Source organism: Dermacoccus sp. SAI-028 (assembly GCF_004346775.1).
Taxonomy (GTDB): Bacteria; Actinomycetota; Actinomycetes; order Actinomycetales; family Dermatophilaceae; genus Dermacoccus; species Dermacoccus nishinomiyaensis.
Genome location: NZ_SMFS01000001.1, coordinates 2,949,330 through 2,975,274, shown reverse-complemented (window position 1 = coordinate 2,975,274; position 25,945 = coordinate 2,949,330). Strand labels below are relative to the sequence as shown.

Here is a 25,945-nt window from a genome sequence, read left to right as displayed (position 1 = left end):
CCGCGCCGTAGCCCGACCCGTCCACACCCCACACGACGAAGCGTGGCGCGCACCCGTCGACGAGGAGAGAGCTCCTGGCCGACCGATGCGCGCCACGCTGTGAACAAGGCGACAAGGCGACGGTTACGCCATCACTGCCCCTCGTTGGGTCGCGTGAACGGGAACGCGAGCGTCGCGCGGATGTTGTTGCCCGTCAGCATCATGATGAGGCGGTCGACACCGATGCCGAGCCCACCCGTCGGGGGCATGGCGTACTCAAGGGCGGCGAGGAAGTTCTCGTCGACCTCCATCGCCTCGGGGTCGCCGGCGGCGGCCTTGAACGACTGCTCGGTGAGGCGGTTGCGCTGGTCGACGGGGTCGACGAGCTCCGAGTACGCGGTGCCGATCTCGGCGCCGAACGCGACGAGATCCCAGCGCTCCGACAGCTTCGGGTCGGTGCGGTGCGTGCGCGTCAGCGGTGACGTCTCGAGTGGGAAGTCGGTGTAGAAAACCGGCATCGTCGTCTGGCCCTCGACGAGCTCGTCGTACAGCTCGAGCACGACCTCACCGGCCGTCATCGTCTCCGCCCAGTGCACGTCGTGCGCGTCGGCCACGGCGCGCACCTCCTCGAGCGGCGTGTTCGACGTCAGCGTCGTGCCCGTCGCCTGCGAGACCGCCTCGTGCACGGGCACGACGGGCCACTCGTGGTCGAGGCGCAGGCGCTCGACGCCGCCGTGTCCGTCGGGGCGGACGGCGACGGGCTCGCCGTGGATGGCCGTGGCGACCTCGAGGACGAGCTCGCGCGTCAGCACGCGCATCGTGTTGTAGTCGCCGTGCGCGGCGTACGCCTCGACGGAGGTGAACTCCGGGTTGTGCGTCGCGTCGGCGCCTTCGTTGCGGAAGTTGCGGTTGAGCTCGAAGATGCGGTCCATGCCGCCGACGGCGAGTTCCTTGAGGAACAGCTCCGGCGCGATGCGCAGGTACAGGTCGGCGTTGTACGCGTTGATGTGCGTGCGGAACGGTCGCGCGCTCGCGCCACCGTGCACCGCCTGCAGCATCGGCGTCTCGACCTCCATGTAGCCGCGCTCCTCGAACGCGCGACGCAGAGCGCTGACGCCCCGCGAGCGCGCGCGCAGCAGATTTGCCGAATCCTTGTTGACGATGAGGTCGAGGTAGCGCTGACGCACGCGTGCCTCGGGGTTGGTGAAGCCCGTGTGGTCGCTGGGGATGGGGCGCAGCGACTTCGACGCCATGCACCACGACGACGCGAGCAGCGACGGTTCGCCGCGACGGCTGTGGCCGAGTGTGCCCGTCACGGAGACGTGGTCGCCGACGTCGACGGTGCGTCGCCACAACCGCATGAGCTGCGGATCGACAGCGCCCGCCTCGAGCACGACCTGCAGGCGCACGTCGTGCTCCTCGATGAAGGCGAACACGACGCCGCCGAGGTCGCGCAGCGCTCGTACGCGGCCGCTGAGGGAGACGACGCCGGCGTCCACCCCGTTGCCTTCGACAATCGCTTTGCGGGCAAGATCGACCGTCATCGTGTACGGCACGTCGACGGGGTAGGGCTCCATGCCGGCCTCGCGCAGGACGTCGAGCTTGGCGTGGCGCACGCGCTGCTGCTCGGTGAGGCGCTGCACGGGTCGTGCGGGCGTGAGCAGCTCCTCGTCCTGCGCGACGACGAGCTGCGCCAGCGGTGCTTCGACGCCGTCGGGCAGGTGGACGATCGTGTCCGCGTCGTGGCTGGGGCGCGGTGCGTGGCCGGGCAGGAAGCCCTCGGCGCGGCCGGAGGCGATGCCGATGAGTGGCAGGCTGCCGACGGAGTCGAAGCAGACGAACCGGGTGTCCCAGCGCGGCAGGTACTTGGCGTTCGCCTCGTACAGCGATTCGAGCTGCCAGAAGCGGTTGCCGATCGACAGGATGCGGTCGGCGAGGCGCACGCCGATGCCGGCGCCCACCTTGTCGGCACCGGTGAACACGGAGCGGAACATCGCGAAGTTGAGCGACACGTCGCGCACCCCGAGGTCGGACGCCGCGTCGGCGAGCGCCGCGACCATCGCCTCGTTGACGCCGTTGGGCGCCTTCGGGGAACGGCGCATCAGGTCGAGCGACAGCCCTCGCATGCCCCACGGCACGAACGACTGCAGTGCGACGATCTGACCCTGTGCGTCACGGACGAGGACGGCGACGCAGCGGCCGTCCGTCGCGTCCTCGAGGCGGTTGAGGGCCATCGAGAAGCCGCGGTCGGGTTCGTCGCCACGCCACTTCTCGGACAGTTCGGTGATCTGGTGCAGCGTCTCGGCGTCGAGACGCGAGTGGCGTTCGACGTCGACGGTGCAGCCGGCCTCACGCACGCGCGCGACGGCGCGCTTGACGGGGCGCATCGCGCGCCCTTCGAGGCTGAACGTGTCGAGTTCGACCACGGCTTCGTCGCCGAGGGGGCGGGCCTTGAGCCCGGCCTCGACGTAGGCGCGCGCACCCGTCTCCGAGGCGGACAGGACGCCGGAGCGCCACGCGTGCTCGCGGGCGAGGGCCTGCCAGGCGCCGATGGCGGCGGGCCATGACTCACGGGCACCGAGCGGGTCGCCGGAGGCGAGGCAGACGGAGCCGATGACGCGGTAGCTGACGGCGGCCTCGCCGTCGGGGGAGAACACGACCGACTTGTCGCGGCGCGTCGCGAAGTAGCCGAGCGAATCCTGGTTGCCGTGCAGCGCGAGCAGGCGGCGTACGTGCAGTTCGTCGGCGGCCGACTGCACCTCGGAGCGTTCGGCCGATTCGGTGTAGCGCCACACCGTCAGCAGCAGCACGCCGGCGGCGAGGATGCCGGCGAACGCGGCGAGCCAGTGGGGCCCGTTGGCGCCGTCGGAGATGCCGTGCGGCATGGAGATGCCGGTGACGCTGCGGATCGAGAACCACAGGTGCTCACCGCCGTGCAGGTCGCCGGGGGCCGCCCAGGAGAGCATGAAGATGACGGCGATGCAGGCGAGCAGACCGGCTAGCAGCGTGACGATCGCGCGCCGCAGGGAGCCTGAGCGCATGCGGGCCGGGAAGTCCTTGCGCCGGATGACGAGCAGGACGAGCCACGCGCCGGTGACAATCGTCGTCACGACGATGAGGGCGATCGTGATGTCGTCGACTTCCTCGTCGAGGCTGTCCGTGCAGATGCTGACGGCGACGATCGCGCAGGCCACGAACTGGAGGGTGAGCACGGCGAGGGCGACGACCCACGCGGCGCGCAGCCCGCGCTTCAGGGCTGCGGCGGTGATGAGAAGACACAGGGCGAGGAAGAGACTCGGGCCTGCGGGGACGCCGACGACGGCGAAGAGGTCGTCGACCCAGTCGGCGAAGTCGCTGCGCGGCAGCGGGATCGACACGAGCGACCACACGCCGCCCAGGGCGACGAGCAGCCCCAGCAGCTTGGGCAACCATCCGTGGTCGTTCGCCACCGCGGGGTGGTGACGGGTGGGGGTGCTCATGCTGACGGTGCTCCTTCGACGTGCTCTGCGTTCGTTGCGGGATGGGGGGTCTCTGGGAGGCGGGCTGCTTCCTGTCTCGCGCGTTCGGCGCGGGCCCAGAGGTTGAGTGTCAACAGTGCGAGGGCCTGGAGGGCGGCTTCGAGCAGGATCTCGAACTGGCTCGTGTAGGCGCCGAGGGAGTTGGCGACGGCGAGCATGAGGACCATCGCGATGGAGCCGTAACGGAACGCACGCTCGACGTTCTGGTGCTTCGGGCTCATGGCGCGGAACGCGATGAGCGACAGGATGCCTGCGATGACACCGACGGCCGCTGACGCGAGGTACATCGACGCCGCGAGCGAACCGAGCTTCACGCGATCGTCAGCAGCAGCCCGCCCCAGAGGGCGCGCGCGATGTGGGAGACCTCGCCGCCGACCCGCGGGTAGCCTGTCAGGACGAGGTACGCGCGCGTCGCCGCGATCGTGACGGCGCAGGCACCGGCGAACAGCAACACGAGCGACGAGGCGTCCTCGCGCGGAACGATGCCGCGGGAGCCGCCGCGCCCTGACGGGGCCGACGACGCGCCCGCAGGCGTCGACGAGCCCTCTCTGGCAGGGGTGGCAGTCATGTCATGACGCTAGCAAAGCGTTTCGCCCCTGCCTGGAAGACCATGCGGCCTGCGGGGCGCCTTCGTCGCGCTCGGGGCGTCGGCTCGGGCATGGCGGGAGTGGAGGGGAGGAGGCCACCTGCGACGATCGACCTGACGACCGAGCGATGCCATCGGAGGGCAGATGAAGATCACGCAGGTGGGGCCCGCTCTGGCCATCACGGCGCTCCTGGGCGCGACCTGGGCCGTGCTGGCAGCGATCTCGGCAGCGACCCCGACTCCCGTCGAGACGGTCGCGGCGAGTGAGACGAAGACGCTCGAGGGGGCTGACCGGGGACTCCGTGACGTTCCGGGCACCTGAGGGCGGGGTGACGGCACCGTCCTTCTCGCGCTCCTCGGCCCACTTCGAGAAGGACGAGCAGACCCTGACGCTGGCTGTCGTCGACGGTAGCGTCGACTTCGACACGACCGCCGACCGCATCGTGCGAAACCTCGACGAGCAGGGTGTGGCTGTCGCCTTCGACGGGGGCAAACTCAGCACGCGCAACGGCTTCGCCTGGCTCGCGATGCATGCGAACGACCACCTGTTCGCCTTGTCGGCGAAGCCCCTGCCCGAGGGCAAGGGGGCCGACCGGGGCGCCGCCATCGCGGGCCCCACGAGCGAGGAACGGGCGAAGATGCTCGGCGTCGTCATCATCATGCTCGTGGCCTCGCGGACGTTGCGGCGGTCAATGCACGGTCTGCTCGTCGGCGCGTTCGTCGGGTGTCGTTGGCGCGGCGCGTGCTCACGTTCCACGGGCTCTTCGCACTGGGTTGGGGGCTGCACTTCCTGTGGAACTCGCCGGTACCCGAGGGTCGCGACGGCCCGGCGATCCCCTTGAGATCGCCGTCAGCGTCACCGCGTTCCTGCTCGTCGCCCGGCACGCCTGGGCGCAGGAGCGGCACTACCTCGCGAGCGCGCGCGAAGCCCTGGCCGCGGGGGGTTTCGTCGCCTTCGACGACGTCGTCGCCAGCGCTGCAGGCACTCGCAAGGAGCGCAAGCAGGGCCTGCAGACTGCGCGTCAGGTCGGCGGTCGCGCGGAGAGGAAACGGATCAAGCACGTCCCCGAAGGGCTACCTCGACCACCTGCAGGCCTGGGGTGGTCGCGGCACCGGCGTCGACGAGGTCGTTCGAGATCTGGTGTGACGGTGATTGCTCCCCCCGAGCGCCGGGGGTGCGCGCCCGTCACCAGGGATGCTCGGCGAAGTCCTTGAGAAAGACGCCGTACTGGTCGATTCCGTTCTCACCCATGACGATCGGGTCGTAGACGCGGGCGGCGCCGTCGACGAGGTCGAGCGGCGCGTGCCAGCCCTCCTCGGCGATGCGCAGCTTCTCGTGGTGCGGGCGTTCGTCGGTGATCCAGCCGGTGTCGACGGCCGTCATGAGGATCTTGTCGGTCGCGAACATCTCACCCGCCGACGTGCGCGTCATCATGTTGAGCGCCGCCTTCGCCATGTTCGTGTGCGGGTGGCCGGGGCCCTTGTAACGGCGCGAGAACTGCCCCTCCATCGCCGAGACGTTGACGACGTACGCGCGCCGCGCCCCCCGCGCGACGGCCGCACGCATCGCCGGGCGCAGACGGCTGACGAGCAGGAACGGCGCTGTTGAATTGCAGAGTTGCACTTCGAGGAGTTCCAGCGGATCGACTTCCTCGACCTTCTGCTTCCAACTGTTCGTGTCGACGACGTCGGGCAACAGGCCACCCGCGTCGACCGCCGTGCCCGCCCGATGCGCCTCGAGGCTCGCCTGCCCCGCCGACAGAGCGAGCGACGTCATCGCCGCCGCGCTGCGGGACGGGTCGAGAGCGTCGGACGGGTTGAGCGGGCCGGCCGCGGGCGTGACGCCGGGCGCATGGACGTCACGTCCGGCGTCGGGCTGGGGCTCGGCTTCGTCAGTGGCGTGGGTGTGCTGATAGGCCGCGAGGGTGCCGGCGAGGTTCGCGGGGTGAGCGTCACTGATGCGGTCGAACTGGACGATCTGCGGCAGCTTGACGTCGCGCGGCAGCGGAAGCTCTTCTCCCGCAGTGAGATTCGAGTACGCTCCCGGCGAGCGACGCACCGTCTGCGCCGCGTTGTTGATGAGGATGTCGAGCGGGCCGTCGGCCGCGACCTCGTCGGCGAGGGCGATGACCTGCGTCGGGTCACGCAGGTCGATGCCGACGATCTTGAGGCGGTCGATCCACTCCGGTGAGTCGGCGAGCTCCGCGAAACGACGCGCGGCGTCGCGGGGAAAACGCGTCGTGATCGTCAGGTGCGCGCCGTCGCGCAGCAGCATGAGCGCGATGTACATGCCGATCTTGGCGCGACCGCCCGTCAGCAGGGCGCGCTTGCCGCACAGATCGACGCGCTGGTGACGCTTCGCGTGACTCATCGCCGCGCAGTTCGGGCACAGCCAGTGATAGAACGCGTCGACGGTCGTGTACTTGGCGTGGCAGATGTAGCACCCGCGCGGCGTGTTGAGCTCTCCGGCGACCTCACCGATGACGTTGGACGTCAACGGGATTCCCTTCGTCTCGTCGTCGATGCGCAGCGGCGAACCCGTCGCCGTCGACGCCAGCACCTTCGCGTCCTGCTCGCGCAACGGGCCGAGCTCAGCAGCCCTCGCCTCCGCGCGACGCGCCTTGCGCACCCGCTTGTACATCGTGCCCGCGGCGCGCTTCACCGTCTCGATGTCGGGGTGGCCCGCGGGCAACTCGTGCAGCATCCCGATGACGCGCAACGTCGTCGCCATGTCCTCGGCATCGATCGCGGTCTCGGCGAACAGCTGTTCCTGCTCAGGTGTGACGGACGCGTCGTCACGGGCGTCGTCGTCCTCTGCGGGCTGTTCGTTCACGCCGTGATTCTAGAGGTTGCCGGTGAGGCGAGCCGGCGCTGCCCTCATGGGTGGGTGTGCCTCCCCGTGAGACTCTGCCCCGCCATGACCGGAGCCGGCGGTGTTTTCGCGGGGCGGGTGGCGGTGGGGGTCGGCGTGTCTCGAGGCGATGTCCGGAAATTCAGTCAGACGTCCAGATAGGGTGAGAATGATGACCTCGGGGGAGGTCGGCGCGCAGGGCCTCGGGGGCGTTCGGCTGAACGCGAGGTCGGCAGGAGAAAGGTGCACGATGAACCACGAACACCGCAAGATCTCACTCGCGGAACGACTCATCGTGACGCTCGGCGTCGGCATCTCGCTGGCCGTCATGGCCGTCGTCCTGATCCGCATGGCGAGCGCCGGCGCCCACCCCGTTGCGGTGTGCCTCATGGCTGCGGCGCTCGGCGGGGCGCTCGTCGTCGCCATGCGCCTGTGGCGCGGTTCGCAGGGCTGACGTTCGGCGCCGCCCGCCGGGTGTCATCCGCGCGGTGAAATCGGCCTGGCGTGGCCGGCTCGGCCGCCGGGGCGTGTCCCCCTACGCTCGTCTTCTTGGCGCCGCCGGCCTGTACCCATCCGCGATTTTCGTCCACATTCGTGACGGGGGCCGACGACGCGAACGTGGACGAAAATCGCCGATGTGACCGAGAAGCGCACATGGGGACGCGGTTCGCGAAGGTGGACGGAAATTGCGAAGGTGGACGAAATTCGCAGGTGGGGCCGGGTGTCTCAAGGTGCGCCGTCTCTGTTAGCCGTCGGACGAGGTGACGGGGGGTGGTGCGGCGTCAGAAAGCAGTCGCTCGCTGCGCACGACCAGATCGTCCGACGGCGGGCTTGCATGACGCGTGGCCGGACGGCGCGCTGTCCGCGTTGTTGACGGGCACCGCCGACAGGGCTCCCGCGAATGGCCCCGTCGCGTTGACGACGAGCGGCCTGACGTCGCGCTCCTCGTGTTCATGGGCGCGGCATTCGCCGGCGTCGTGACGCAGGCCGTCATCGATCGGCTGTGCCCAGAAGACGGTGTGCAGCGTGTGAACGGTGGGGGACGGGTCACCCGAGCCATACGAGGACACCGCACGACCCGTGCCATCTCGTGTCGTAAGGCCTAGTGCCGGCTCACCGCGTCATGTCATGGTGCTCAGCGCACCCTCATCGACGCGTGACACAGTAGGCATCGTGACCGACGAACGCACCCATCCGGACGACGACGCCTGGCGCTACGTTCCGCCGCGACCGCGCGAGACCCCGGCGTCGGTTCCGGGTTCGCCCGCGCCGGATTCCCGGGCGCACACGTCGGCAGCTTCCGCGAGCGACGCCGCGGCACCGACGGGGCAGCTGCCCAACGCATGGCACGAAGGCGCACCCATGCCGCACGGTTGGTCACAACCGCCCACAGGATCGATGTCGTCGCCTCCTCCGGCGCCGAACGCCCCCGGTGTGGGATCGTTCGCCCCGGGCGGGTGGCCCCCGCCGTCAGCTCCCCGGCCCGCAGCTTCGGGTGCGCCTGCGCCGGCTAGTTGGTCCCAGCCGTCAGCTCCGCAGCCTCAGTATCCGCCTGGGGTGTTGTTGGCGCCGGCGTCGCCCGGCGCTGCGTATCCCGTTGCAGCGCAAGCCGGTCCGCGCAAGCCACCCCCGGCGTGGGCATTCGAGCAACCGAAGCCGTTGCCGTATCACCGCATGGCACGCATCGACTGGCGCGTCGCGCAGTGGTGGCGTCCTTTCGCGACGCTGGGTGTGGCGTTCGGTGTCACGATCGTCATGATGATCGCGCTGGGCGTCGTCGCGCTCGCATGGGAGGGCCTCGGCCTGCCCGCTGCGAGCGAGAGCCTCGAGGACGGTGGCAACCCGGCCGACCTGATGGCGATGCTCGGTCCGCTCGCGGCGCTCGTCCCCATCGTCGTGCTCGCGTCGTGGTGGGGCGCCGGGCGTCGCGGGTCGATCCACTCGGTGTTCGGGCGATTCCGCTGGGGTCTGCTGGGGCGTGCGGCGCGCGTCGTCGTGCCGATCTATGCCCTCGTGATCCTCGTGCCGCCCCTGCTGTTCGGCCGCGACGAACTGACGGTGCCGCCTCTCTCGGCGTCACTCGTCGCGTCGTACGTCATCATCCTCGTGCTGACGCCGTTGCAGTGCGCGGGCGAGGAGTACCTGTTTCGCGGCATGCCGCAGCAGGCGCTCGGGACGTGGCTGAAGTCGCCGCTGTGGGGCATCATCCTGCCCGTGCCGCTGTTCATGCTCGGCCACGGGTATGACTGGGTCGGCCAGATCGACATCGCCTGCTTCGCGTTGTGCATGGGAGCGCTGGTGTGGCGCTCCGGCGGCCTCGAACTGGCGATCCTCGTGCATGCGGCGAACAACACGATGTCGTTCTTGCTCGCGCCACTGACGCCGAACTCGCTCGAGCAGGGCGCCGTCAACCCTGCTGCGCTGCTGTTCTCGCTGCCGCTGATCTTCGGCATCACGGCGTGGCTGTGGTGGTGGGTCGGCAAGCAGTACGGCGTCGACTGGAAGACCCCCGTCCGACGTCTCCCCGGCCCGCAGCACGAACAGGTCGGCCGCTGGTTGTGACCAGCTGCGATACGCGTCCGCATCTGCGATTTTCGTCCACATTCGCCACGGTTGCTCGCCGCGGTTGTTCGTCGCGGGGCGGCAGGTGCGCGACGTCATCGGCGCTTTCGTCTCCGCGTGACGTGCCGGTGAGCTCGCCCGATAGCCATGACGCCCGGCGGGCGCGACGCTGCGATCGTCGTCGGGCACTGGCGAATGCCGAATGTGGACGAAAATCGCAGGTGTGTCGGGGAGCAGGCCGCGCCTGGCGGGGGCGGGGCTGGCCGTTCAGAGGCCTCGCTGGTGTCGAGGCGTGGTGGATTTCTCGATCGCCAGGTGCCAGTCGCCCTGCGGCTCACGCGGTTCGTCGGCCCGGAGGACGGCGTGCCAGGCGTCCTCGAGGCGGTCCTTGCCCACGAGCAGGCTGGAGACGTAGGTGAATTCGTGGAAGCCGTTGCCCCAGGCGGCTCTCCAGCTGCCGACGTTGCCCGCGTAAGCCTCCCAGATGATGGTGTCGAGGCCCAGCGAGTCAAAGCCATACTCGACGGCCGCCGCCACGGCGCGCGTCATCACGCCCCGCCCGCGCGCCCAGGGGCTGAGCGCGAAACCGACGCTCGCCGCGCCGTAGGAGAAACCGCGCCCCCACGTCGTCAGGTCGATCGAACCCGCCATGCGGCCGTCGACCTCGATGGCCCACCAGATCGCGTCGCGGCTCGGCCCCGTCATGCGCGTGACGAACTCGAGCGCCATGTCGCGCGTGTAGTTCGCGGGCGTCGTCGTCCACCGCTGGACGAGCGGGTCGGCGCCACGTCGCGTCACCTCGTCGGCGTCGTCGATCGTGTGGGCGCGCAGCACCACACCGTCACGCTCGAGGCGCGGCACCGGGATCGGTTCGAGGTCGGCGGGGTTCGTCATCGTCCGAGCGTAGGTGCGTTCGACGTACCGTGTCGCGCGGATTTCGGGTGGGGTCTGCCAGGGGTGCCGGGATACCCCGCGCGTCGGGTTCGCAGATCAGGGCCTGCTGCAGGTTGCAGCGTGGAGGGTAACTCACGAGTAGGCGCGTAGTTGTGTGCCTACTCGTGAGTTAGTCGCCATCTTGCGCCCGTCTTCGATCAGCCGCCCGCTCTCGGGCGCGACGATGAGGGCTCGCCGTCAGCCCTTGAACGCGTCGACCGGCGGGATGACGTAGTACGAGCCGGTCTCGGCGTTCGAGTACTTCGTCAGTTCGTCGCGCGGGTGGTCACCGACGCCGGCCATCGATTCGAGCATGTCGTGCAGGCGCTTCTGCTCGCACGCGAAGCCGACGAACATCGTGCCGTGCTCGCCGACGTCACCGAACGGCATGTTGCGGCGCACGATGTGGCCGAAGTCGTCCTGGTCGGTGCGTTCGGCGTGCGACGTCTCGGGCTTGGGGTCCATCTCGATCGAGTCGACCTTGGAGCGGCCGATGACCTTCTCCTGCTCCTCGGTGGAGAGGGCCTCCCACTTCGCCTGCTTGTGCGGCCACTTCTGCAGCAGCAGCACGCTCGAGCCGGCGCCCGGCTTGCCGTCGGCGACGATGGCCTCGTCGTACTGCTCGATCGTCGTCGGGTTCTCGGTGCCGTCGATGAAACCGGTGAGGTCGCGGTTCGTCTGGTAGACCCAGCCCTCCGTCTCGTCGACGACGCGTGTGCCGGGCACGACCTGGCGCGTCAACGAGATGAGGTGACGCGTCGCGTCGAACACCTTGTCGCGCGCGCCGCCGAACACCCAGAAGACGAGGTCGCGCTGCGTACCGGGGATGACGTACCCGTCGGTTCCGACGACGTCGGTGTCGAAGTCATGAACGTTCTCGGGGGCGTGATCGGCGGCGATCTGCTGCATCAGCGACGGCCGCACGCCGACGACGAAGTTGACGCCCACGTCGTCCTGCTCGGCCTCGAACAGCGGCAGCAGCTGCGACAGCTTCGTCAGCGAGCCGGGCTCGACCTCGAACTCGACGTACTCGCTCGACGTCGCACCATCGACGAAGATGCCGATCTGGGCCTGGGGCATGTCTGACTCCTCGCGCGCGGGGTGGCTGATCTGCCACCAGGCTACGTGACCCACCCGTTGGGGGCGGCGCAGGTGACCGTTGCCGCCAGGCCCCACGCGAACTTCCTGGGGTGACGACGCGTCGGACTCGTCGGTGCTGACGCGTGCTGCGCGACGGACTGTGATGGGCGCGGTGGGTTTCTCGCTCGGCGTCGTGACGCGCGAGGGGGAGGTATGGGTACGGCGGTGGGGCTGGCCGGGCGAACACGTCCACACGCCATCGACGTTCCGCACCTGCGTCCGTGGGGCACGACGCCCACGCGGGGTACGTCATCTGCGAAGCTGGGGTCGTCCCGCGGGAGCCATCACGGCTGAGAGGCGCAAGCCGACCGCCAGCATCCTCTTCACGAGGGCGCCTACACCTGATCCGGATCATGCCGGCGGAGGAAGGAGACGCACGATGACTGCGCCCACGAACGAGCCCGACCACACCCCAGGCGCGTCGAGCGACGCGACACGCAGCGCCAGCCAGAGAGGCGGCGACAGGAGCCGCCCCGACGCACAGTCCCCCGACGCGGCGCACGAGGCGGGCACGGACGCGTCAGCTCAGGCGCTCGCCATCACCCCCGAAGCGATCGGGCGCGTCATCGACGCCGTTCGTGACGCCGCACCGCTCACGCAGTGCATGACGAACGCCGTCGTCACCGGTTTCACGGCGAACGTGCTGCTCGCTGTCGGAGCGTCGCCGGCCATGGTCGACTCGCTCGAGGAGGGCCCGATCTTCGCCGGTATCGCGGACGGGTTGCTCGTCAACGTCGGCACCGTGACGGCGGCGACAGCCGAGGCGATGCGCGCGACGGCTGCCGCGCGCGCCGAGGCCGGGCGCCCGTGGTGCCTCGACCCGGTCGCGGTCGGCACCCTGCCGGTGCGCACTCAGCTCGCTCGCGACCTGCTCGAACACGCCCCGGCCGTCACCCGCGGCAATGCCTCCGAGGTGCTCGGGTTGGCCGGCGAACAGGGTGCGGGACGCGGGGTCGACGCCGGTGACGACGTCGACGCGACGCTCGCGGCAGCGTCGCGACTCGCGGAGCGCACGGGCGGGGCGGTCGCCGTCAGCGGTGTCGTCGATGCCGTCGTCGCGCCGGGCGTGCCGACGGTGCGCATCGGCAACGGCGACGCCATCATGACGAAGGTGACGGGCGTCGGGTGCGCGCTCGGAGCGCTCGTCGCGGCCTACCTACCGGTCGCCGGTTCGGCGCAGCTCGCTGCCGCCGCCGCGACCGCGACGATGACGCTCGCCGCCGAGGACGCCGCGCACTGGGCGAGCGGCCCGGGTTCGTTCGCGGTCGAACTCCTCGACGCCCTGGCGCGCCTCGAGGGCGATAGCGTCGCAGCGACGCTCGATCTGCGAGTGGCGTCGTGATGTCGGACGGGCGCGGCGTCGAGCTGTACCTCGTCACCGATACGGCGCTGTGTGGCGGGCCCGACGGTGTCGTCGAGACGGCCGAGGCTGCTGCGCGCGGTGGTGTCGACATGATCCAGATCCGCGACCACGACGCTTCGACCCGCGAATTGTGCTCTCTCACAACGCGGGTCATCGACGCCGTTGCGGCCTTGGGTGCGCATCCCGCCGTCGCGCAGACGCCGACGCCGCGGGCCGCTGGTGGCCGATCGGCTGGCCTATATGACGAAGAGTGCCCCGCCCCCCGCGTCGAGCGAGACTTGCCCACGGGTGCCGGCCAGCAGATGGCTGCGGCGGCGACCCCGATCTCGTCCTCGACGACGGCACGGCGCGTCCGCGTCGTCGTCGACGACCGTCTCGACGTGGCGCTCGCCGTCGGGGCTGATGGCGTGCACCTCGGCCAGAGTGACCTCGATCCTGTCGTGGCGCGGCGCCTCGCCGACCGTGTCGTCGGTGAGGGCTTCCACCTCGGCTGGTCGGTGTCGAACCTCGAACAGGTCGCTGCTGCAACGAGGTTGCCGCGCGGCACCGTCGACCTGCTGGGCATCGGGCCGTTCCGTGCGACGCCGACGAAGCCGGACGCAGCGCAACCGCTCGGGCTTGACGGCGTCGGCGCCATCACGGACGCGGCACGGGCCGGCGGGTTCGCCAACGTCGTCATCGGCGGGGTGAAGCTGCCGGACCTGCGCGCGCTCGTGGCCGCCGGCGCGCAGGGCGTCGCCGTCGTGTCGGCGATCTGCGGGCAGCCCGATCCGCTCGCCGCAACCCAGGCGCTGCGGAGCGAACTCGACGAGGCTCTCGCCGAAGTCCGCCCGGTCGACGGCGGCCGAGGCGCACTCGAGCTCGAGCGGCCCGACCACGCGGGCCCGGCATGACACCCCGGCGAGGGGTGCCCCAGGGCTGCTGCGGCCGGTGGGCGCGACCACGTTCCGCTGACGCGAGCCGAGAGGCTCTGACATGAGCATCCCCAACGTCCTGACGATCGCCGGCACCGACCCCAGCGGCGGTGCGGGAATCATGGCTGATCTCAAGGCTTTCGGCGCCCTGCGCACGCATGGGTGCGCTGTTGTGACGGCCGTCGTCGCGCAGAACACGCGGGGCGTCGCGGCGGTGACGCAGATGACGCCGCAGCAGGTACGCACGCAGCTCGAGAACCTGGTGGACGACGTCCGCATCGACGCGCTGAAGATCGGCATGCTGGGTTCGGCGGCCGTCATCGAGACCGTCGCTGACGTGCTCGCCGACCACCCGGCGCTGCGCGGGGTGCCGCGCGTTCTCGACCCTGTCATGGTCGCCTCGAGCGGTGACCGGCTCATCGACGAGGACGCCGTGACCGCTCTGCGCGAGCGTCTCGTGCCGGAGGTCGACGTCATCACGCCGAACCTCGCGGAGGCCGCGGTCCTGCTCGATCTCGACGGAGCGCCACGCGAGGCGAGCGATGACGTCGCGCGCGCCCTCGTCACCCTCGGGTCTGGTGTGCTGCTCAAGGGCGGCCATGGCGGCGGCGCGAAGAGCGACGACGCCCTCCTCGTCCCCGCCGAGAGCGACGAGCCCGCCCGGTTGAGCGCGCCGCGCATCGACACGCGCAACACGCACGGCACCGGATGCACCCTGTCGGCGGCGATGACGGCACTCCGGCCGCAACGCGATTCGTGGGCGCAGGCGACGCGGGAGGCCAAGGATTACGTGACGGAGGCGCTCGCCGCGAGTGGCGACCTCGACGTCGGGCGCGGCGACGGCCACGGCCCCGTCCACCACTTCCACGCCTGGTGGTGACGTGACGGTCGGCAGCTGTCAGAGCACCGTACCCATCTGCGATTCTTCGCGAGCTGCTCACCGAGGCCTCACCGGACATGATGCGCAGCCTGTTGCAGACCATGCTCAACGCCCTCCTCTTCGCGGACGCTGACGCGGTGGTCGGCGCCGAATACCGCCAGCCCAGCCCCGGACGAGTGGTGCAACGCAACGACTACCGCCACCGCGGCCTCGACCGGGCGAACGTGGTGGACCATGGGGGTGGCCCGAGACGGGAACCTGGCCACCAGCCGCTCACCCGATGACTTCCGGGCCTTCTGTTCCGCCATTCCGGTACTGTTCAGTCAGGCCGACCAGCCCACCGGCGCCGGAAACCGCTCGTGAGCAGCCCGGTACGCCACATGGCGCAGGCGGGGCTAATGACCGGCTCGACACCCGGCACCTCGGTACCGCAAGCACTGGCCGGAGATGCGCTGGCCCTTCGAGGATCTCAGCCCACGTCCCACCTCAGCACAACCAGAAGGGAAGTGATCGCGGATGCGGCGAATAACGCTGCCGAGCGGGGAGTTCATCCCTGTGCTGGGCCAAGGCACCTGGGGCTGGGGTGAGGACCCCGGCCGCCGCCGCGACGAGGTCGCCGCGCTGCACGCCGGCCTCGAGCTGGGCATGACGCTGGTCGACACCGCCGAGATGTACGCCGACGGTGGCGCGGAGGAGGTGCTTGGTGAAGCATTGGCGGGTCGCCGCGACGAGGCGTTCTTGGTCAGCAAGGTCATGCCGTCCCACGCCTCCCGTTCCGGCACGATCGCGGCCTGCGAACGCAGCTTGAAACGCCTGGGCACCGATCGGATCGACCTCTACCTGCTGCACTGGCAGGGCGGGTACCCGCTGCAGGACACGGTCGCGGCCTTCCAACAGCTGGTCGAGGACGGGAAAATCCGATACTGGGGCGTCAGCAACTTCGACCACCGGGCCCTCACCGACCTGCGGGACGTGCCGGGCAGCAGCGGGCTGGCCACGGATCAGGTGCTGTACAACCTGTCGCGGCGAGGACCGGAGTACGACCTGCTGCCGTGGTGCACCGACCACCAGCTGCCGGTCATGGCGTACTCGCCGATCGAGCAGGGCCGCATCCTTCAGGACGCGACGCTGAACGACGTCGCGGCCCGTCACGGCGTCAGCGCCGCGGCGGCGGCCATCGCCTGGGTGCTGCGTCGCGACTCGCTCTGTACGATCCCCAAGGCGAGCAGCCCGCAGCATGTGCGCGACAACGCCACAGCTCTGGACGTGGAGCTGACCCGCGAAGACCTGGATGCTCTGGATCGAGCGTTTCCGCCGCCGAGCGGACCGCGACCACTAGAAATGCTGTGATCCTGCCCAGGCGCGCAGCCCGATCAGTCCGGTCAGCGCTCCGATCAGCGCTAAGAGCAGCACTCCCCGGAGTGGTGCGCCGGGGCAGGAGATCAGGCCGAGCCAGCTCGTCGATGTGGGAACGTCCGAGAGGTAGCCGCCACCCGAACGGCCGAACTGCCGAACAGCGCAAGTTTCCCAAGGACCTGCCTGTCACCTCCTCCTGAACCTGTGCCCGCCCTCACGTGGTCCACCACAGCAGCACCGTCGGTTCGGGGGTGGGAATAGCCGGGCTCGTAGGGGGATGATTTCGCCGGTGTGCGAGGACTCTGAGCCGGGCAGCGGGGCCGACGCGCGGGATAGCGGTAGCGGGTAGGTGGGCAACCTAGAGCTGTTCTTCGATCTGGTGTTCGTGTACGCCCTGGCGCAGCTGACCCGGCTGGTGCGGGACGACGTTTCGTGGCGTTCCCACCTTTCCCCAGCTACCCGACCCAACCGGCGCGCCCACACTCAACTCTGAAGAGCCAGATTCGCAGATGTGGACGTAACGCGCAGGAGGGGCAGGTGGACATCCACCTGCCCCTCCTGCGCGTCTCGCGGCGTCACCTCAATGAGGCGTCAGCTCAGCGCGTCGTCACGACGCATTGTTCACGCCGTCTTGACGGCTTCGACGTCGCGCATGTGGCGTCCGATCCACGGCACGAGGGCCATGAGGACGAGCGAGAAGCCAGCGGTGATGAGGCCGAGCGTCAGGAAGAACGTCGTGTCGCTGAGGCCCTCCATGAGGCGGATGGCCTGCGCGGCGGCCGACTGGCCGACGGCGGACGTGAGGTACCACAGCGCCATCGCCTGGGTCGTGAACGCGGCGGGTGCGAGCTTCGTCGTCGCGGAGATGCCGACGGGCGACAGGCACAGTTCCCCGATCGTCTGGACGACGAAGACGCTCGCGAGCGCCCACATCGGCGCCGTCGGGCCGTGCAGCCACAGGTTCGAGTAGAACGCGAGCAGCACGAACGACAGGCCGGCCATGAGCACGCCGAACGCGAACTTCGCGCCGGTGCTCGGGAACTTGCCGGCGCGGCGCAGCCAGATCGCGGCGAAGACGGGCGCGAGGGCGACGACGAACAGCGGGTTGACGCTCTGGAAGAACTCGGCGTTCACCTTGATGCCGAAGATCGAGCCGAGGTCGGTGCGCTCGGCGGCGAACGCGGCCATCTTGCTCGCGGCCTGCTCGAAGATCATCCAGAACAGCGCGGCGCCGATCCACAACGGCACGTACGCCTGCAGATGGCGGCGTTCGGCGGCGCTCACCTTGGGGCTCTTGAACATCATCGCGAACATGCCGACCGCGGCGATGACGGACATCACCGTGACGGTGTTGATGACGCCGTTCGCCGTCGTCCCCGACAGGGCGAAGCAGATCGCGGCGACGGTCGCGACGCCGACGACGCCGAGCCCCACGCGTCGCATGACGGTACCGCGTTCGGCCGCGGTGAGCGGGCTCGTCGGGTTCGTTCCTGCGCCGTGCAGGTGCTTGCGGAACACGAACAGGCCGATCAACCCGAAGGCCATGCCGACAGCCGCGGCGGAGAATCCGGCGTGGAAACCCCACCTGTCCTTGAGGAACGTCACGACGAACGGCGCGCAGAACGAGCCGATGTTCACCGACATGTAGAAGATCGAGAAACCGGCGTCGCGACGGCCGTCCTCGCGGTCGTACAGCTGCCCGACGACCGCCGAGATGGACGCCTTCTGCAGGCCCGTTCCGAGCGCGACGGTGGCGATGCCGACCCACGACATCGCTGCCACCGGCAGCGCGAGGAAGACGTGGCCGAGCATGATGATGACGGCGCCGTACAGCGTCGCGCGGAAGGCGCCGATGACGCGGTCGGCGAGCCACGCGCCGACGACGCTGAGCAGGTAGACCGACGCACCGTACGTCGCGACGATCGACAGGGCTGTCGGCTGGTCGATGCCGAGCCCGCCCTCGCTGACGGCCGTGTAGAGGTAGTACGCGAGGATCGCGCGCATGCCGTAGTAGCTGAAGCGTTCCCATAGTTCGGCGTTGAACAGCGTGCCCAGGCCGGAGGGGTGGCCGAGGAAACCGCGGTCGTCGAGCGACGGCCGGGTGCGGCCACCGGAGAGGGCGACGCGCGGTGCGTCGACGTCGGGCGAGTTCGCAGCGCCGGGCTCAGGCGTCGCGGATGACGCGCCGTGGCTGGCGGGGGAGTCGACCATGCTGGGTCGTCCTTCGGTAGGCGGTCACCAGTGCGCGGGGACGGCAATGGCCGCACCGATCGATGCGGCCATCAACTGTAGTCAACGGGTGTTTTTGTGAGCGAAACACCCTGGCGCGTGGTGTTCTTGTGCCCCGTCGCCTCAGGCGGGGGTGACGCCGTCGAGCGCCGTCGCGAGGGTCGCCTCGCTGCTCGGCATGAGCCCCGCGATGATGGCGCGTGCCTCGTCGATGGCGTCGAGGGCCTCGGGCAGGTCGAGCAGCGAGTGGATCTCGGCGCTGGGCATCGTCTCCGAGAGGTTGGCGACGCGGTCGCGGTTGAGCCACACCGTCAGCCAGCCGCGCTCGGCCGCCTTCGCGAAGGGTCCGACGGTGTTGCTGATGAGCACGACGTCGTCGGGGGCGGAGCCGCTCTCGGCGATGACGGCGTCGATGCGCTCGAACGTGGCGAGCCAGTTGAGGTCGGCTTCGGTGTCGTGCAGCTCGGGCGGCAGGTCCGACGGTGCTCCGGGCGCGTCGACGTGGGCGGCGAACGGGGGCAGGACGTGCTCATGGCCGGCGGGCATGGGTGCGTAGTCGATGAGGTTGACGCTGCCGCGCTCGGCCAGGTCGACCATGGCGGGCAGGACGTCGGGGAACAGCTCGGGCGCGCGCGTGTCGTCGTCGACGTGGCAGGGTTCGTCGAGGAGGCCGGTGAGCATGTAGCCCCGCCTGTCCCACAGGGTTTCGTCGCCGTCGAACCACACAGAGAAAGTCACGGCACAAGCGTGACAGATGAACGGGCTTCTACCTAGTCCGGTGCTCGCATCGCGCCGGGATCTTGATACGAAGGGCTATTCTTCGGCGCCTTCGGACGCTCGTGCGGCGCGGTGGGGCGGTCAGGACGACGTCACGAGCAGTGCCGCGAAGACGAACATCATGACGCCGACGACCGTGTCGATGACCTGCCAGGTGCGGGCGTTGCGGACGAGGGGCGTCAGCAGACGCGCTCCGAGCCCGAGCGCGACGAACCACAGCACGCTCGCGCTGATCGACCCGACGTAGAACCACCAGCGCCCTTGCGCGCCATGGGAGTTCGCGACGGTACCGAGCATGACGACCGTGTCGAGATAGACATGCGGGTTGAGGAACGTCAGGCCCGCGACGGTGGCGGCGGCCGCACGCCGGCTCATCGGGGGCGCGTCGGCAGGGCTGAGGCTGCCCGCGTGGCGCGCGTTCTTGAACGAGTTGAGCCCGAACCAGACGAGATAGGCCGCACCCAGCCACTTGATGACGCGCAGCGCGTCCGGATGCGCGGAGACGACGGCACCCATGCCGAGCACGCCGGCGAGTTCGAGGACGATGTCGCCGAGTGCGCAGATGGCGACGACTAGCCCGACGTGGTGACGCAGCAACCCCTGACGCAGGACGAAGGCGTTCTGCGATCCGATGGCGACGATGAGGCCGAGGCCGGTGAGGAAACCGGTGAGCAGGTGCGTCATGGCAGTGACGTTAGGGGTGTGCGTGGATGAAGGACAGTTCATGAAACTGAAGGTACTTCAGTGCTGCTTCACTAGGATGGCCCCATGAAACTGCGTGGCGAGTGGCTCGAGGCGCTCCTGGCCTGCGTCGACGAGGGGACGTTCGACGGGGCGTCGGCCGCGCTGCGGGTATCGCCGTCGGCGATCTCGCAGCGCATCAAGGCGCTCGAACAGGCAGTCGGGCAGGTCGTCCTCGCGCGCACCTCGCCCGTGCGCGCCACCGCCGTCGGGGAGGTCCTGCTGCGCGGAGCGCGGCAGCGGGCTCTCGTCGACGCCGAGTTGCAGCGCGCGCTCGGTTCGGCGGCGCCGGGCCGGACGCTGCCGGGTGACGTCGTCGACCTGCCGGTCGCCGTCAACGCTGACTCGCTCGCGACATGGTTCGTCGAGGTGCTCACCACGGTGGCCGAGTGGGGTGACGCGCGGCTGCGGGTCTTCGTCGAGGATCAGGATCACTCGGCGCGGCTGCTGCGCGAGGGTGCCGTCCTGGGTGCGGTGACGGCGAGTTCTGCTGCGGTGCAAGGATGTTCGGTCAGCGAGCTGGGCGTCATGCGCTACGTACCGCTCGTGCGTCGCGACCTGTGGGAGCGCTGTTCGGGGCGCCTTGCCGAGCTGCCGACGCTGCGCTTCAACGACCGCGACGACCTGCAGCGGCGCATCCTCGCCGATGTCGGCCTCGAGCCGCGCGTCGAGCATGTCGTCCCGTCCGCCGAGGGTTTCGCGGCCGCGGTGCGGGCCGGCCTCGGGTGGGGCATGGTGCCGGAGGGGCTCGCGGGCGGGGACGATCACCTCATGCGCGTGCCGGGCGTCGGCGACCTCGACGTGCCCCTGTTCTGGCAGTGCTGGCGCCTCGAGACTCGCGCGCTCGCGCGGCTGACGGATGAGGTGACGTCCGCGGCGCATCGGTTGCGGTGATCGCTGGCGGGCGCCCCATTCGTGCGTCCTGGTGCGCTTCGGGGATGTCGCGGCAGGAGCGATGACGGACCGCCGGACGGATTTTCGTCATTTCATGTGGGCCAGATCGACACCAGCATTCTGAGTAAGGTTAGGCTCACCTCACTATGAGCATGGTTGTCACGGCTACGGCCCTCCCCGATGTCATCCCGCCGGTGTGGCGGATCCTCACGAAGTTCGCCTATTTCATGGGCCTGGCCTGCGCCATCGGCGGCCTCTGGACGTACCTGAGTGTCGTCCGGCCCGCCGTCCGACGCGACACGACGGTGAACCCCGATGACGCGGCGCTCCTGACGCGTCGTGCGCTGCGTCTCGCAGCCGTCGGCACGATCGTCCTGCTCGTCGTCGCCTGGTTCCAGCTCGCAGCCCGTGTCGCGCGGGCCGGCAAGGGGATGGCGTACGCCGACGCGCTGCGCCCGTCGGCCGTCGCCGATTACCTGACGAAGCCCGCCAAGGCCGGCGAGTGGATCTCGACCGGTGCGCTCGTGACCGTCGCCAACGTCTGCATCGTGCTTGCGGCGCTCGTCCTGCTGCCGATGCTGTTCGGCCGGATGCCGCGCTGGTCGCACGCCGCCGCCGTCGCCGCCGCAGGGCTGACGGTCGCCGCCTCGCTGGTGCCGTCGATCCCGACGAAGGCCGTCGAGTTCGGCGACGTCGTCGCCAAGATGCTCATTCAGGCGCACATCATCGGGGGCTCGCTCTGGGTCGGCGGGCTCATCGCGCTCGCGCTGCTGGCTCGCACGCGACGCCATCTCGACGTCAGCGCCGGTGACGTGTGGGCACGAATCTGGGCGCGGTTCGGCGTGCTCGCGCTCGTTGCCGTCGGCATGGTGCTCGTCTCCGGGGCGTGGCTGACGTACCGCGAGGTCGGGGCGTGGGAGCAGTTCGTGACGACGCCGTTCGGGCGCTTCCTGCTCGCGAAGATCGTCCTCGTCGTCGGTCTCGTCGCCGCCGGGGCGTACAACCAGCTCGTCCTCATGCCGAAGATCGCCCGCGCGCAGCGGGCGGGGCGCGGCAGCAACGTGTTCACGTACGTCCTCGTGACGTTTCCGCGCGTCGTGCTGACGGAGGTCGTCCTCGGCATCGGCGTCCTCGCGATCGTGCCGTTCCTCAACGGTTCGGCGCGGGCGCAGGCTGCCGGCCACGAGATCGAGGGGCCCGTCATGGACGGCCGTCTCTTCAGCGCCGGTCTGCTGCTCGTCGCCACCCTTGCAGCGTCGTTCTACGCCACGGCGAAGGCGTCGGACGGCCTCGGCCGCCGCGACCTGACGGGGGAGGGGGTGGCCGCCACGAGCTGATCCGTACCGCACACGCCGAACGACCGCACCCAAAGGTTGCCACCTTCTCTGATCGGGTGCGGTCGTTCCATGTCTGCAAGCGACGGGGGCTCGCAGGCGCGATGACGGAGTGTGGCGATCACGGGCGGCCCGGATGCTGTCTCAGCACGGCACGGATCGCCGAGCCGCGCAGTTCACGGCGTCGTCGGCGTCTGCCCGGGTGCGTAGGTCGTGTATCCGGACGGGATCGGATCGCCGCTTTTGACGCACGTCTGCCCGGGCCCGTCTCCCTTGTCCTTGACGGGGTAGGAGCCGCTCGAGCAAACCTTCTCGTCGATCGGATTGCACGCCGAAACGGCTGTGAGCCCCGCGGCGAGAACGACGCTGACGCCGATTGTGCGGAAGAACCCTGCGCGGAAGAACGTCATGATGCCTGTCACCCCTGTCATCGAGGGCCGCCGGCTGCGGCCGTCGTCAGTACAGCACTCAGACGGGCCCGTGGCGTGAGTAGTTCTACCCGGTTCATCGGGTACTCCCCGTCGGCGGGCCGGGTCTTGACCGTCATCGCCTATCGGGATGACGGTGGTGATCTGCACCTGATCAATGCCTGGCCCGCGACCGCGGCCGTCCTGAAGATCTACCGAGAGGAACGCGAGCCCCAACCGAGCCGAGGTCTACTCCGCGCCGCCGTCCGCTAGCGTCGAGGCCGTGACGAACTCGCACCCCGACGAGCGCTCCATGCGCGAACGCATGCTGGCCGGCGACCTGTACCTCGCCGACGATCCGCAGCTCGCCGCGGAATCGGATCGCGCGTAGCTCCTCACGCATCGCATCAACACGATGGACCCGACGGCGCACGACGAGCGACGCGCCCTGCTGCGCGAACTGTTCGGAGCCTTCGGGGACGACAGCGAGATCCGACCGCCGCTGCAGGTCGACTACGGCTACCGCACGACGATCGGGGCGCGCACGTTCGCGAACTTCGGCTTCGTGTGCCTCGACGTCGCCGAGGTGACGATCGGCGCGAACACCGTCGTCGGTGCCGGCTCGATCGTGACGAAGGACCTGCCCGCGAACGTCGTCGCCGTCGGCAACCCCGCGCGCGTCGTCCGCGAGATCTGACGGCGCGTCAGCCCTCGCGGCCCGCGAGCCAGCGTGTGATGCGGCCCGCGTCACCGTCGATCATGCGCCCCGGCATCGCGGACGCCGTGCGACGCCACCCGGCCCCGGCCCACAGGTGCGTCCACTGCGGGTCGCCCGCCTCGGCGGCGGCGCGACGCAGCGGTGCGAGCATCCGGTTGACCTCCGGGTAGGCCGACGGCGCGACGTTCTCGACGCCGTCGAACATCGACATGAACTCGTTGACGAGACCGCGCGCGAACCGCCCCGAGAAGGCGCGCGTCAGACCCGTATCGGTGAAGTCGTCCGAGGCGAGCGCCGCACGATGCGTCGCCGACGAACCTGCCGACGACGAGCGCAGGAACGCCGTACCCGCCTGCACCGCAACGGCGCCCATGCCGAGCGCCGCGACGGTGTCGTCGGGCGTCGCGATGCCGCCGGCCGCGAGCAGCGGCACGTCGACGGCCGCGCGGATCTGTTCGAGCAGATCGGGCAGGGGTGCCTCGTCGGGGTCGGCGTGCAGGTCGAACGTGCTGCGATGACCGCCAGCGTCAGGGCCCTGGACGACGAGGAAATCCATCCCCCGTGCGACGGCGGTGCGCGCATCGTCGAGGCACGTGACGGTGGCCCCCAGCGAGGAACCCGCCGCATGCAACGCGGTGACGTCGGCGTCGGACGGCAGCCCGAACGTGAACGTCACGACGTCGACAGGATGCGCGACGAGCCACGCGACCTTCGCGGCATAGTCGTCGTCGTCCCACGTCGGCTCACCGAGCTCGACGTCGAAACGCTCGGCCACGGGCTGCATCTTCGCGCGCAGCGACGCGAGGGCCGCGGCATCCGTGCTCTGCGGCCCCGCGATGAAGAGGTTGACGCCGGCAGCGACGCCCGCGTCCTGAATGTCACGGACCTCGTCGGCCAACGCGTCGACGTTCTTGTTGCCGCCGGCGAGCATGCCCCACCCGCCGGCGCGCGATGAGTCGATGACGAGCCGACTCGTCGAAGGGCCGCCCGCCATCGGCGCGGCGATCACAGGGAGCTCGAGACTCTCGAAGGAGAACATGCCGGCAGTCTTGCATCCGGCACCGACAACCTCGTCGGGGTGAGCTCAGGCCGCCGGTGCGTTGCCGGCGCGACGCTGCTTGACGGGGGCGTCCCCGCCGGTCTCGACGATCTGGCGCACCCACTCGGGCGCCTCGGTGCCGCGCGCCTCGTGCGCGGCGATGACGCGGGCGGCGCGCTCGCGGCGCAGGCGTCGCTTCGGGTCGGTCGCAGGCATGTGCTGGGCCGGGCCGAAGCACGAGACGCCGATGTACTCGAGGCGCCAGGCGAATCGGTAGCCGAGGCCGAGGCCGGTGTTGTCTCGCATCGCATCTCCCGAAGTGTGGGCGCAGCGCGCCCCGTCGTTTCGCGCGGTCGCGCGAAACTTGCCACCCTCAAGCCTAGGGGGTTCGGCCTCCGAACGGTGGGCGCCCGAGGGGGCCATTGGTCCTGACCTCCTGCGTGGCCGTGCATGGCAAAGCTCTTTGCCCGAAAACGCGTCAGGGACGACTCGATTCCGGGCGATGTTGTTGCGCGAGGGCCGCGATGATGCCGCTCGCGACGCGCCACCCCAGATGGTCGCTGACGGCGGCGACGAACGGCGGCCCCGCGACGACGCCGACACTCGCGCCGAGAAAGGCGCTCGCGACTGATTTCGCCTCGGCGCCCCGGCGCGCGAGACTCGCCGCGGCCACGGGCACGACCGCGAAGATCGCGTCATGCGCGGCGGCGCCGATGAAGCGCGCGATCGTCACGACGAGCAGGCTCGGCGCGAGCGCCGCCATCGCCATCGAGACGAACAGGGCGAGCAGGCACGCGACGATGACGCGGCGGCGCGGCATACGTCGCGTCAGCATGACGAGCGGGATGGCGGCGACGCCGACACCGACCGCGTACCAGGTCACGAGGCGTCCGACGGCGGCGTCGCTCTCGCCGAGGTCGCGCGTCATGTCGGGCATCGCGCCGACGGGGTACATCTCGGCGGTGAGGAACACGAACAGGCCTGCGGCGAGCAGGAACAGGCGCGTCGCGCGTAGCTGGTCGTCCGTTGGCGAGGTGGCAGGGGGCGCCTGCGTGCCCGTCATCAGGTGAGGACGGTGATGATGGCGAACGCGCCGAACACGGCGAAGAAGAGGCTGATCGCGGCGAAGCACCCCATCGTCGCGAGGGTGCCGCCCGACGCCTTCGGCACGGCGTGCGCCGGGTCGTGCGGGTCGACGAGCAGCGGCAGCGTCTGGCCGTCGCGGCCGTTCGTGCTCATGCCACCCGTCGGGGTCTCGAGGAGCTGACGGCTGCCGTCGGGCGCGGTGTAGCGGATGCGTGCGAGCGAGTTCTCGCGCCCGTCCTTGCCGGTGCCGAGACGCACATGACCGTCGACGAGGGGCCAGCTGCGACGACGAATCGCCCCGGCGATGCCCTTGCCCAGCGCCGCGACGAGAGCGAGCCCGAACACGAGCATGACGACGCCGGCGGCGATGGTGGCAAATTCGCTCTTCACGAGGGCGAGCCTACGTGGTTCATGACGGTAGAGAGCTGCCGGCTGTCTCGGGAGGCCTTCGTGGGGTCGAGCGCTGAGGCGGCGGGGCCGATCGCACTGCTTCCCCGGAGCAGGGCTGAGCGTTGGACGGTTCACGAGGCCGGGCGGTTGGCCCGCGTGCGCCCGGCGACGCTGCGCCTCTGCTCTGCCGCCATGGGCCTGCGCTCTCCGTTCTGCCTGATTCGCCCTCCGAGTCGCGGGGACGCCTA

The 25,945-nt window shown here is 70.0% G+C and carries 26 protein-coding genes and 2 pseudogenes; 13 read left to right on the top strand and 15 right to left on the bottom strand.

Annotated features, from left to right (window positions below; genetic code table 11):
* Positions 1–131 precede the first annotated feature (131 nt).
* Genes lysX through EDC82_RS13555 form a run of 3 tightly spaced genes read right to left on the bottom strand, consistent with a single transcriptional unit; the run spans position 132 to position 4,065 of the window.
* Positions 132–3,458 (bottom strand): bifunctional lysylphosphatidylglycerol synthetase/lysine--tRNA ligase LysX, encoded by a 3,327-nt coding sequence (lysX, locus tag EDC82_RS13565; protein ID WP_006945131.1) that lies wholly within the window; start codon positions 3,456–3,458, stop codon positions 132–134.
* Complete coding sequence (locus EDC82_RS13560) at positions 3,455–3,811, bottom strand: hypothetical protein (RefSeq protein ID WP_006945125.1); 357 nt, start codon at positions 3,809–3,811, stop codon at positions 3,455–3,457. Before EDC82_RS13560 ends, lysX begins: the two co-directional genes overlap by 4 nt.
* Complete coding sequence (locus EDC82_RS13555) at positions 3,808–4,065, bottom strand: hypothetical protein (RefSeq protein ID WP_074040484.1); 258 nt, start codon at positions 4,063–4,065, stop codon at positions 3,808–3,810. The genes EDC82_RS13560 and EDC82_RS13555 overlap by 4 nt, the downstream gene beginning before the upstream one ends.
* Before the next feature lie 163 nt (positions 4,066–4,228).
* Between EDC82_RS13555 and EDC82_RS14660 the strand changes: the two genes are divergently transcribed.
* Positions 4,229–4,405, top strand: a complete 177-nt coding sequence (locus tag EDC82_RS14660) for a hypothetical protein (protein ID WP_160126265.1) — start codon at positions 4,229–4,231, stop codon at positions 4,403–4,405.
* 7 nt (positions 4,406–4,412) lie between these two features.
* Positions 4,413–4,925 (top strand): PrsW family glutamic-type intramembrane protease, encoded by a 513-nt coding sequence (locus tag EDC82_RS13550; RefSeq protein WP_160126264.1) that lies wholly within the window; start codon positions 4,413–4,415, stop codon positions 4,923–4,925.
* A 344-nt stretch (positions 4,926–5,269) separates the two neighbouring features.
* Here EDC82_RS13550 and EDC82_RS13545 read toward each other — a convergent pair whose 3' ends face one another.
* Positions 5,270–6,916 carry an SDR family NAD(P)-dependent oxidoreductase gene (locus EDC82_RS13545; protein WP_006945103.1) on the bottom strand — a complete coding sequence of 549 codons (1,647 nt, stop codon included), beginning with the start codon at positions 6,914–6,916 and terminating at the stop codon, positions 5,270–5,272.
* 268 nt (positions 6,917–7,184) lie between these two features.
* On the opposite strand from EDC82_RS13545, the gene EDC82_RS13540 reads away from it, so the two are divergent.
* Positions 7,185–7,388, top strand: a complete 204-nt coding sequence (locus tag EDC82_RS13540; protein ID WP_115296821.1) for a hypothetical protein — start codon at positions 7,185–7,187, stop codon at positions 7,386–7,388.
* 328 nt (positions 7,389–7,716) lie between these two features.
* On the opposite strand, the gene EDC82_RS13535 is transcribed toward EDC82_RS13540, so the two are convergent.
* Positions 7,717–8,004: a hypothetical protein gene (locus tag EDC82_RS13535; RefSeq protein ID WP_131941854.1), complete on the bottom strand. Its 288-nt coding sequence runs from the start codon at positions 8,002–8,004 to the stop codon at positions 7,717–7,719.
* A gap of 604 nt (positions 8,005–8,608) precedes the next feature.
* On the opposite strand from EDC82_RS13535, the gene EDC82_RS14655 reads away from it, so the two are divergent.
* On the top strand, positions 8,609–9,496 hold the full coding sequence (locus EDC82_RS14655) for a CPBP family intramembrane glutamic endopeptidase (protein WP_050786507.1): 888 nt from the start codon (positions 8,609–8,611) through the stop codon (positions 9,494–9,496).
* A 267-nt stretch (positions 9,497–9,763) separates the two neighbouring features.
* Here EDC82_RS14655 and EDC82_RS13525 read toward each other — a convergent pair whose 3' ends face one another.
* Together EDC82_RS13525 and EDC82_RS13520 are read right to left on the bottom strand one after the other, a co-directional pair.
* Complete coding sequence (locus EDC82_RS13525; protein ID WP_131941852.1) at positions 9,764–10,390, bottom strand: GNAT family N-acetyltransferase; 627 nt, start codon at positions 10,388–10,390, stop codon at positions 9,764–9,766.
* Positions 10,391–10,627: 237 nt separating this feature from the next.
* Positions 10,628–11,509 (bottom strand): Dyp-type peroxidase, encoded by an 882-nt coding sequence (locus EDC82_RS13520; protein WP_006945140.1) that lies wholly within the window; start codon positions 11,507–11,509, stop codon positions 10,628–10,630.
* A 439-nt stretch (positions 11,510–11,948) separates the two neighbouring features.
* On the opposite strand from EDC82_RS13520, the gene thiM reads away from it, so the two are divergent.
* The 6 genes and pseudogenes from thiM to EDC82_RS15320 all read left to right on the top strand — a co-directional run bounded on the left by thiM (position 11,949) and on the right by EDC82_RS15320 (position 16,575).
* The gene (gene thiM, locus EDC82_RS13515) at positions 11,949–12,911 is read left to right on the top strand and encodes a hydroxyethylthiazole kinase (protein ID WP_131941850.1); all 963 of its coding nucleotides are present in this window, start codon (positions 11,949–11,951) and stop codon (positions 12,909–12,911) included.
* Positions 12,911–13,825, top strand: a complete 915-nt coding sequence (locus EDC82_RS13510; protein WP_131941848.1) for a thiamine phosphate synthase — start codon at positions 12,911–12,913, stop codon at positions 13,823–13,825. Before thiM ends, EDC82_RS13510 begins: the two co-directional genes overlap by 1 nt.
* Positions 13,826–13,907: 82 nt before the next feature.
* On the top strand, positions 13,908–14,726 hold the full coding sequence (gene thiD, locus EDC82_RS13505) for a bifunctional hydroxymethylpyrimidine kinase/phosphomethylpyrimidine kinase (RefSeq protein WP_074040479.1): 819 nt from the start codon (positions 13,908–13,910) through the stop codon (positions 14,724–14,726).
* 41 nt (positions 14,727–14,767) lie between these two features.
* A pseudogene (locus EDC82_RS13500) lies at positions 14,768–14,941 on the top strand (transposase); the annotation flags it as partial.
* 301 nt (positions 14,942–15,242) lie between these two features.
* The gene (locus EDC82_RS13490; RefSeq protein ID WP_131941844.1) at positions 15,243–16,076 is read left to right on the top strand and encodes an aldo/keto reductase; all 834 of its coding nucleotides are present in this window, start codon (positions 15,243–15,245) and stop codon (positions 16,074–16,076) included.
* Positions 16,077–16,431: 355 nt separating this feature from the next.
* Positions 16,432–16,575 (top strand): low temperature requirement protein A, encoded by a 144-nt coding sequence (locus tag EDC82_RS15320; protein WP_083603902.1) that lies wholly within the window; start codon positions 16,432–16,434, stop codon positions 16,573–16,575.
* A 128-nt stretch (positions 16,576–16,703) separates the two neighbouring features.
* Here the strand turns inward: EDC82_RS15320 and EDC82_RS13480 are convergent, their stop codons facing one another.
* From EDC82_RS13480 to EDC82_RS13470, 3 genes are all read right to left on the bottom strand, one after another.
* The gene (locus EDC82_RS13480) at positions 16,704–18,293 is read right to left on the bottom strand and encodes a peptide MFS transporter (protein ID WP_074040476.1); all 1,590 of its coding nucleotides are present in this window, start codon (positions 18,291–18,293) and stop codon (positions 16,704–16,706) included.
* Between the two features lie 141 nt (positions 18,294–18,434).
* Positions 18,435–19,049, bottom strand: a complete 615-nt coding sequence (locus EDC82_RS13475; RefSeq protein ID WP_131941842.1) for a hypothetical protein — start codon at positions 19,047–19,049, stop codon at positions 18,435–18,437.
* A 120-nt stretch (positions 19,050–19,169) separates the two neighbouring features.
* A complete protein-coding gene (locus EDC82_RS13470) occupies positions 19,170–19,772 on the bottom strand; it encodes a LysE/ArgO family amino acid transporter (RefSeq protein WP_062256065.1) in 603 nt (200 codons plus the stop codon).
* Between the two features lie 84 nt (positions 19,773–19,856).
* Here EDC82_RS13470 and EDC82_RS13465 point away from each other — a divergent pair, with 84 nt between their 5' ends.
* Together EDC82_RS13465 and EDC82_RS13460 are read left to right on the top strand one after the other, a co-directional pair.
* Positions 19,857–20,723, top strand: a complete 867-nt coding sequence (locus tag EDC82_RS13465; protein ID WP_062256063.1) for an ArgP/LysG family DNA-binding transcriptional regulator — start codon at positions 19,857–19,859, stop codon at positions 20,721–20,723.
* A 146-nt stretch (positions 20,724–20,869) separates the two neighbouring features.
* On the top strand, positions 20,870–22,060 hold the full coding sequence (locus EDC82_RS13460; RefSeq protein WP_062256061.1) for a copper resistance D family protein: 1,191 nt from the start codon (positions 20,870–20,872) through the stop codon (positions 22,058–22,060).
* A 173-nt stretch (positions 22,061–22,233) separates the two neighbouring features.
* Here EDC82_RS13460 and EDC82_RS13455 read toward each other — a convergent pair whose 3' ends face one another.
* Positions 22,234–22,467, bottom strand: coding sequence for a hypothetical protein (locus tag EDC82_RS13455; RefSeq protein ID WP_143181244.1), 234 nt, complete (start codon positions 22,465–22,467; stop codon positions 22,234–22,236).
* A gap of 310 nt (positions 22,468–22,777) precedes the next feature.
* Here EDC82_RS13455 and EDC82_RS15185 point away from each other — a divergent pair.
* Positions 22,778–23,161, top strand: a pseudogene (locus EDC82_RS15185) (maltose acetyltransferase domain-containing protein).
* A 7-nt stretch (positions 23,162–23,168) separates the two neighbouring features.
* On the opposite strand, the gene EDC82_RS13445 reads toward EDC82_RS15185, so the two are convergent.
* The 4 genes from EDC82_RS13445 to EDC82_RS13430 all read right to left on the bottom strand — a co-directional run bounded on the left by EDC82_RS13445 (position 23,169) and on the right by EDC82_RS13430 (position 25,697).
* Positions 23,169–24,221: a nitronate monooxygenase family protein gene (locus tag EDC82_RS13445; protein ID WP_074040474.1), complete on the bottom strand. Its 1,053-nt coding sequence runs from the start codon at positions 24,219–24,221 to the stop codon at positions 23,169–23,171.
* 45 nt (positions 24,222–24,266) lie between these two features.
* Positions 24,267–24,527, bottom strand: a complete 261-nt coding sequence (locus tag EDC82_RS13440; RefSeq protein ID WP_038569802.1) for a hypothetical protein — start codon at positions 24,525–24,527, stop codon at positions 24,267–24,269.
* A gap of 172 nt (positions 24,528–24,699) precedes the next feature.
* Positions 24,700–25,284: an MFS transporter gene (locus tag EDC82_RS13435; protein WP_074040473.1), complete on the bottom strand. Its 585-nt coding sequence runs from the start codon at positions 25,282–25,284 to the stop codon at positions 24,700–24,702.
* Positions 25,284–25,697, bottom strand: coding sequence for a DUF3592 domain-containing protein (locus EDC82_RS13430; protein ID WP_062256775.1), 414 nt, complete (start codon positions 25,695–25,697; stop codon positions 25,284–25,286). Before EDC82_RS13430 ends, EDC82_RS13435 begins: the two co-directional genes overlap by 1 nt.
* Between the last annotated feature and the right edge of the window lie 248 nt (positions 25,698–25,945).

Excerpts from the sequence above, each read along its gene's own strand:
- lysX (WP_006945131.1), bottom strand. The coding sequence starts at position 3,458 with ATGAGCACCCCCACCCGTCACCACCCCGCGGTGGCGAACGACCACGGA.
- EDC82_RS13555 (WP_074040484.1), bottom strand. The coding sequence starts at position 4,065 with ATGACTGCCACCCCTGCCAGAGAGGGCTCGTCGACGCCTGCGGGCGCG.
- EDC82_RS14660 (WP_160126265.1), top strand. The coding sequence starts at position 4,229 with ATGAAGATCACGCAGGTGGGGCCCGCTCTGGCCATCACGGCGCTCCTG.
- EDC82_RS13540 (WP_115296821.1), top strand. The coding sequence starts at position 7,185 with ATGAACCACGAACACCGCAAGATCTCACTCGCGGAACGACTCATCGTG.
- EDC82_RS14655 (WP_050786507.1), top strand. The coding sequence starts at position 8,609 with ATGGCACGCATCGACTGGCGCGTCGCGCAGTGGTGGCGTCCTTTCGCG.
- EDC82_RS13525 (WP_131941852.1), bottom strand. The coding sequence starts at position 10,390 with ATGACGAACCCCGCCGACCTCGAACCGATCCCGGTGCCGCGCCTCGAG.
- EDC82_RS13520 (WP_006945140.1), bottom strand. The coding sequence starts at position 11,509 with ATGCCCCAGGCCCAGATCGGCATCTTCGTCGATGGTGCGACGTCGAGC.
- thiM (WP_131941850.1), top strand. The coding sequence starts at position 11,949 with ATGACTGCGCCCACGAACGAGCCCGACCACACCCCAGGCGCGTCGAGC.
- EDC82_RS13510 (WP_131941848.1), top strand. The coding sequence starts at position 12,911 with ATGTCGGACGGGCGCGGCGTCGAGCTGTACCTCGTCACCGATACGGCG.
- thiD (WP_074040479.1), top strand. The coding sequence starts at position 13,908 with ATGAGCATCCCCAACGTCCTGACGATCGCCGGCACCGACCCCAGCGGC.
- EDC82_RS13490 (WP_131941844.1), top strand. The coding sequence starts at position 15,243 with ATGCGGCGAATAACGCTGCCGAGCGGGGAGTTCATCCCTGTGCTGGGC.
- EDC82_RS13480 (WP_074040476.1), bottom strand. The coding sequence starts at position 18,293 with ATGGTCGACTCCCCCGCCAGCCACGGCGCGTCATCCGCGACGCCTGAG.
- EDC82_RS13470 (WP_062256065.1), bottom strand. The coding sequence starts at position 19,772 with ATGACGCACCTGCTCACCGGTTTCCTCACCGGCCTCGGCCTCATCGTC.
- EDC82_RS13465 (WP_062256063.1), top strand. The coding sequence starts at position 19,857 with ATGAAACTGCGTGGCGAGTGGCTCGAGGCGCTCCTGGCCTGCGTCGAC.
- EDC82_RS13460 (WP_062256061.1), top strand. The coding sequence starts at position 20,870 with ATGAGCATGGTTGTCACGGCTACGGCCCTCCCCGATGTCATCCCGCCG.
- EDC82_RS13455 (WP_143181244.1), bottom strand. The coding sequence starts at position 22,467 with ATGACGTTCTTCCGCGCAGGGTTCTTCCGCACAATCGGCGTCAGCGTC.
- EDC82_RS13445 (WP_074040474.1), bottom strand. The coding sequence starts at position 24,221 with ATGTTCTCCTTCGAGAGTCTCGAGCTCCCTGTGATCGCCGCGCCGATG.
- EDC82_RS13440 (WP_038569802.1), bottom strand. The coding sequence starts at position 24,527 with ATGCGAGACAACACCGGCCTCGGCCTCGGCTACCGATTCGCCTGGCGC.
- EDC82_RS13435 (WP_074040473.1), bottom strand. The coding sequence starts at position 25,284 with ATGACGGGCACGCAGGCGCCCCCTGCCACCTCGCCAACGGACGACCAG.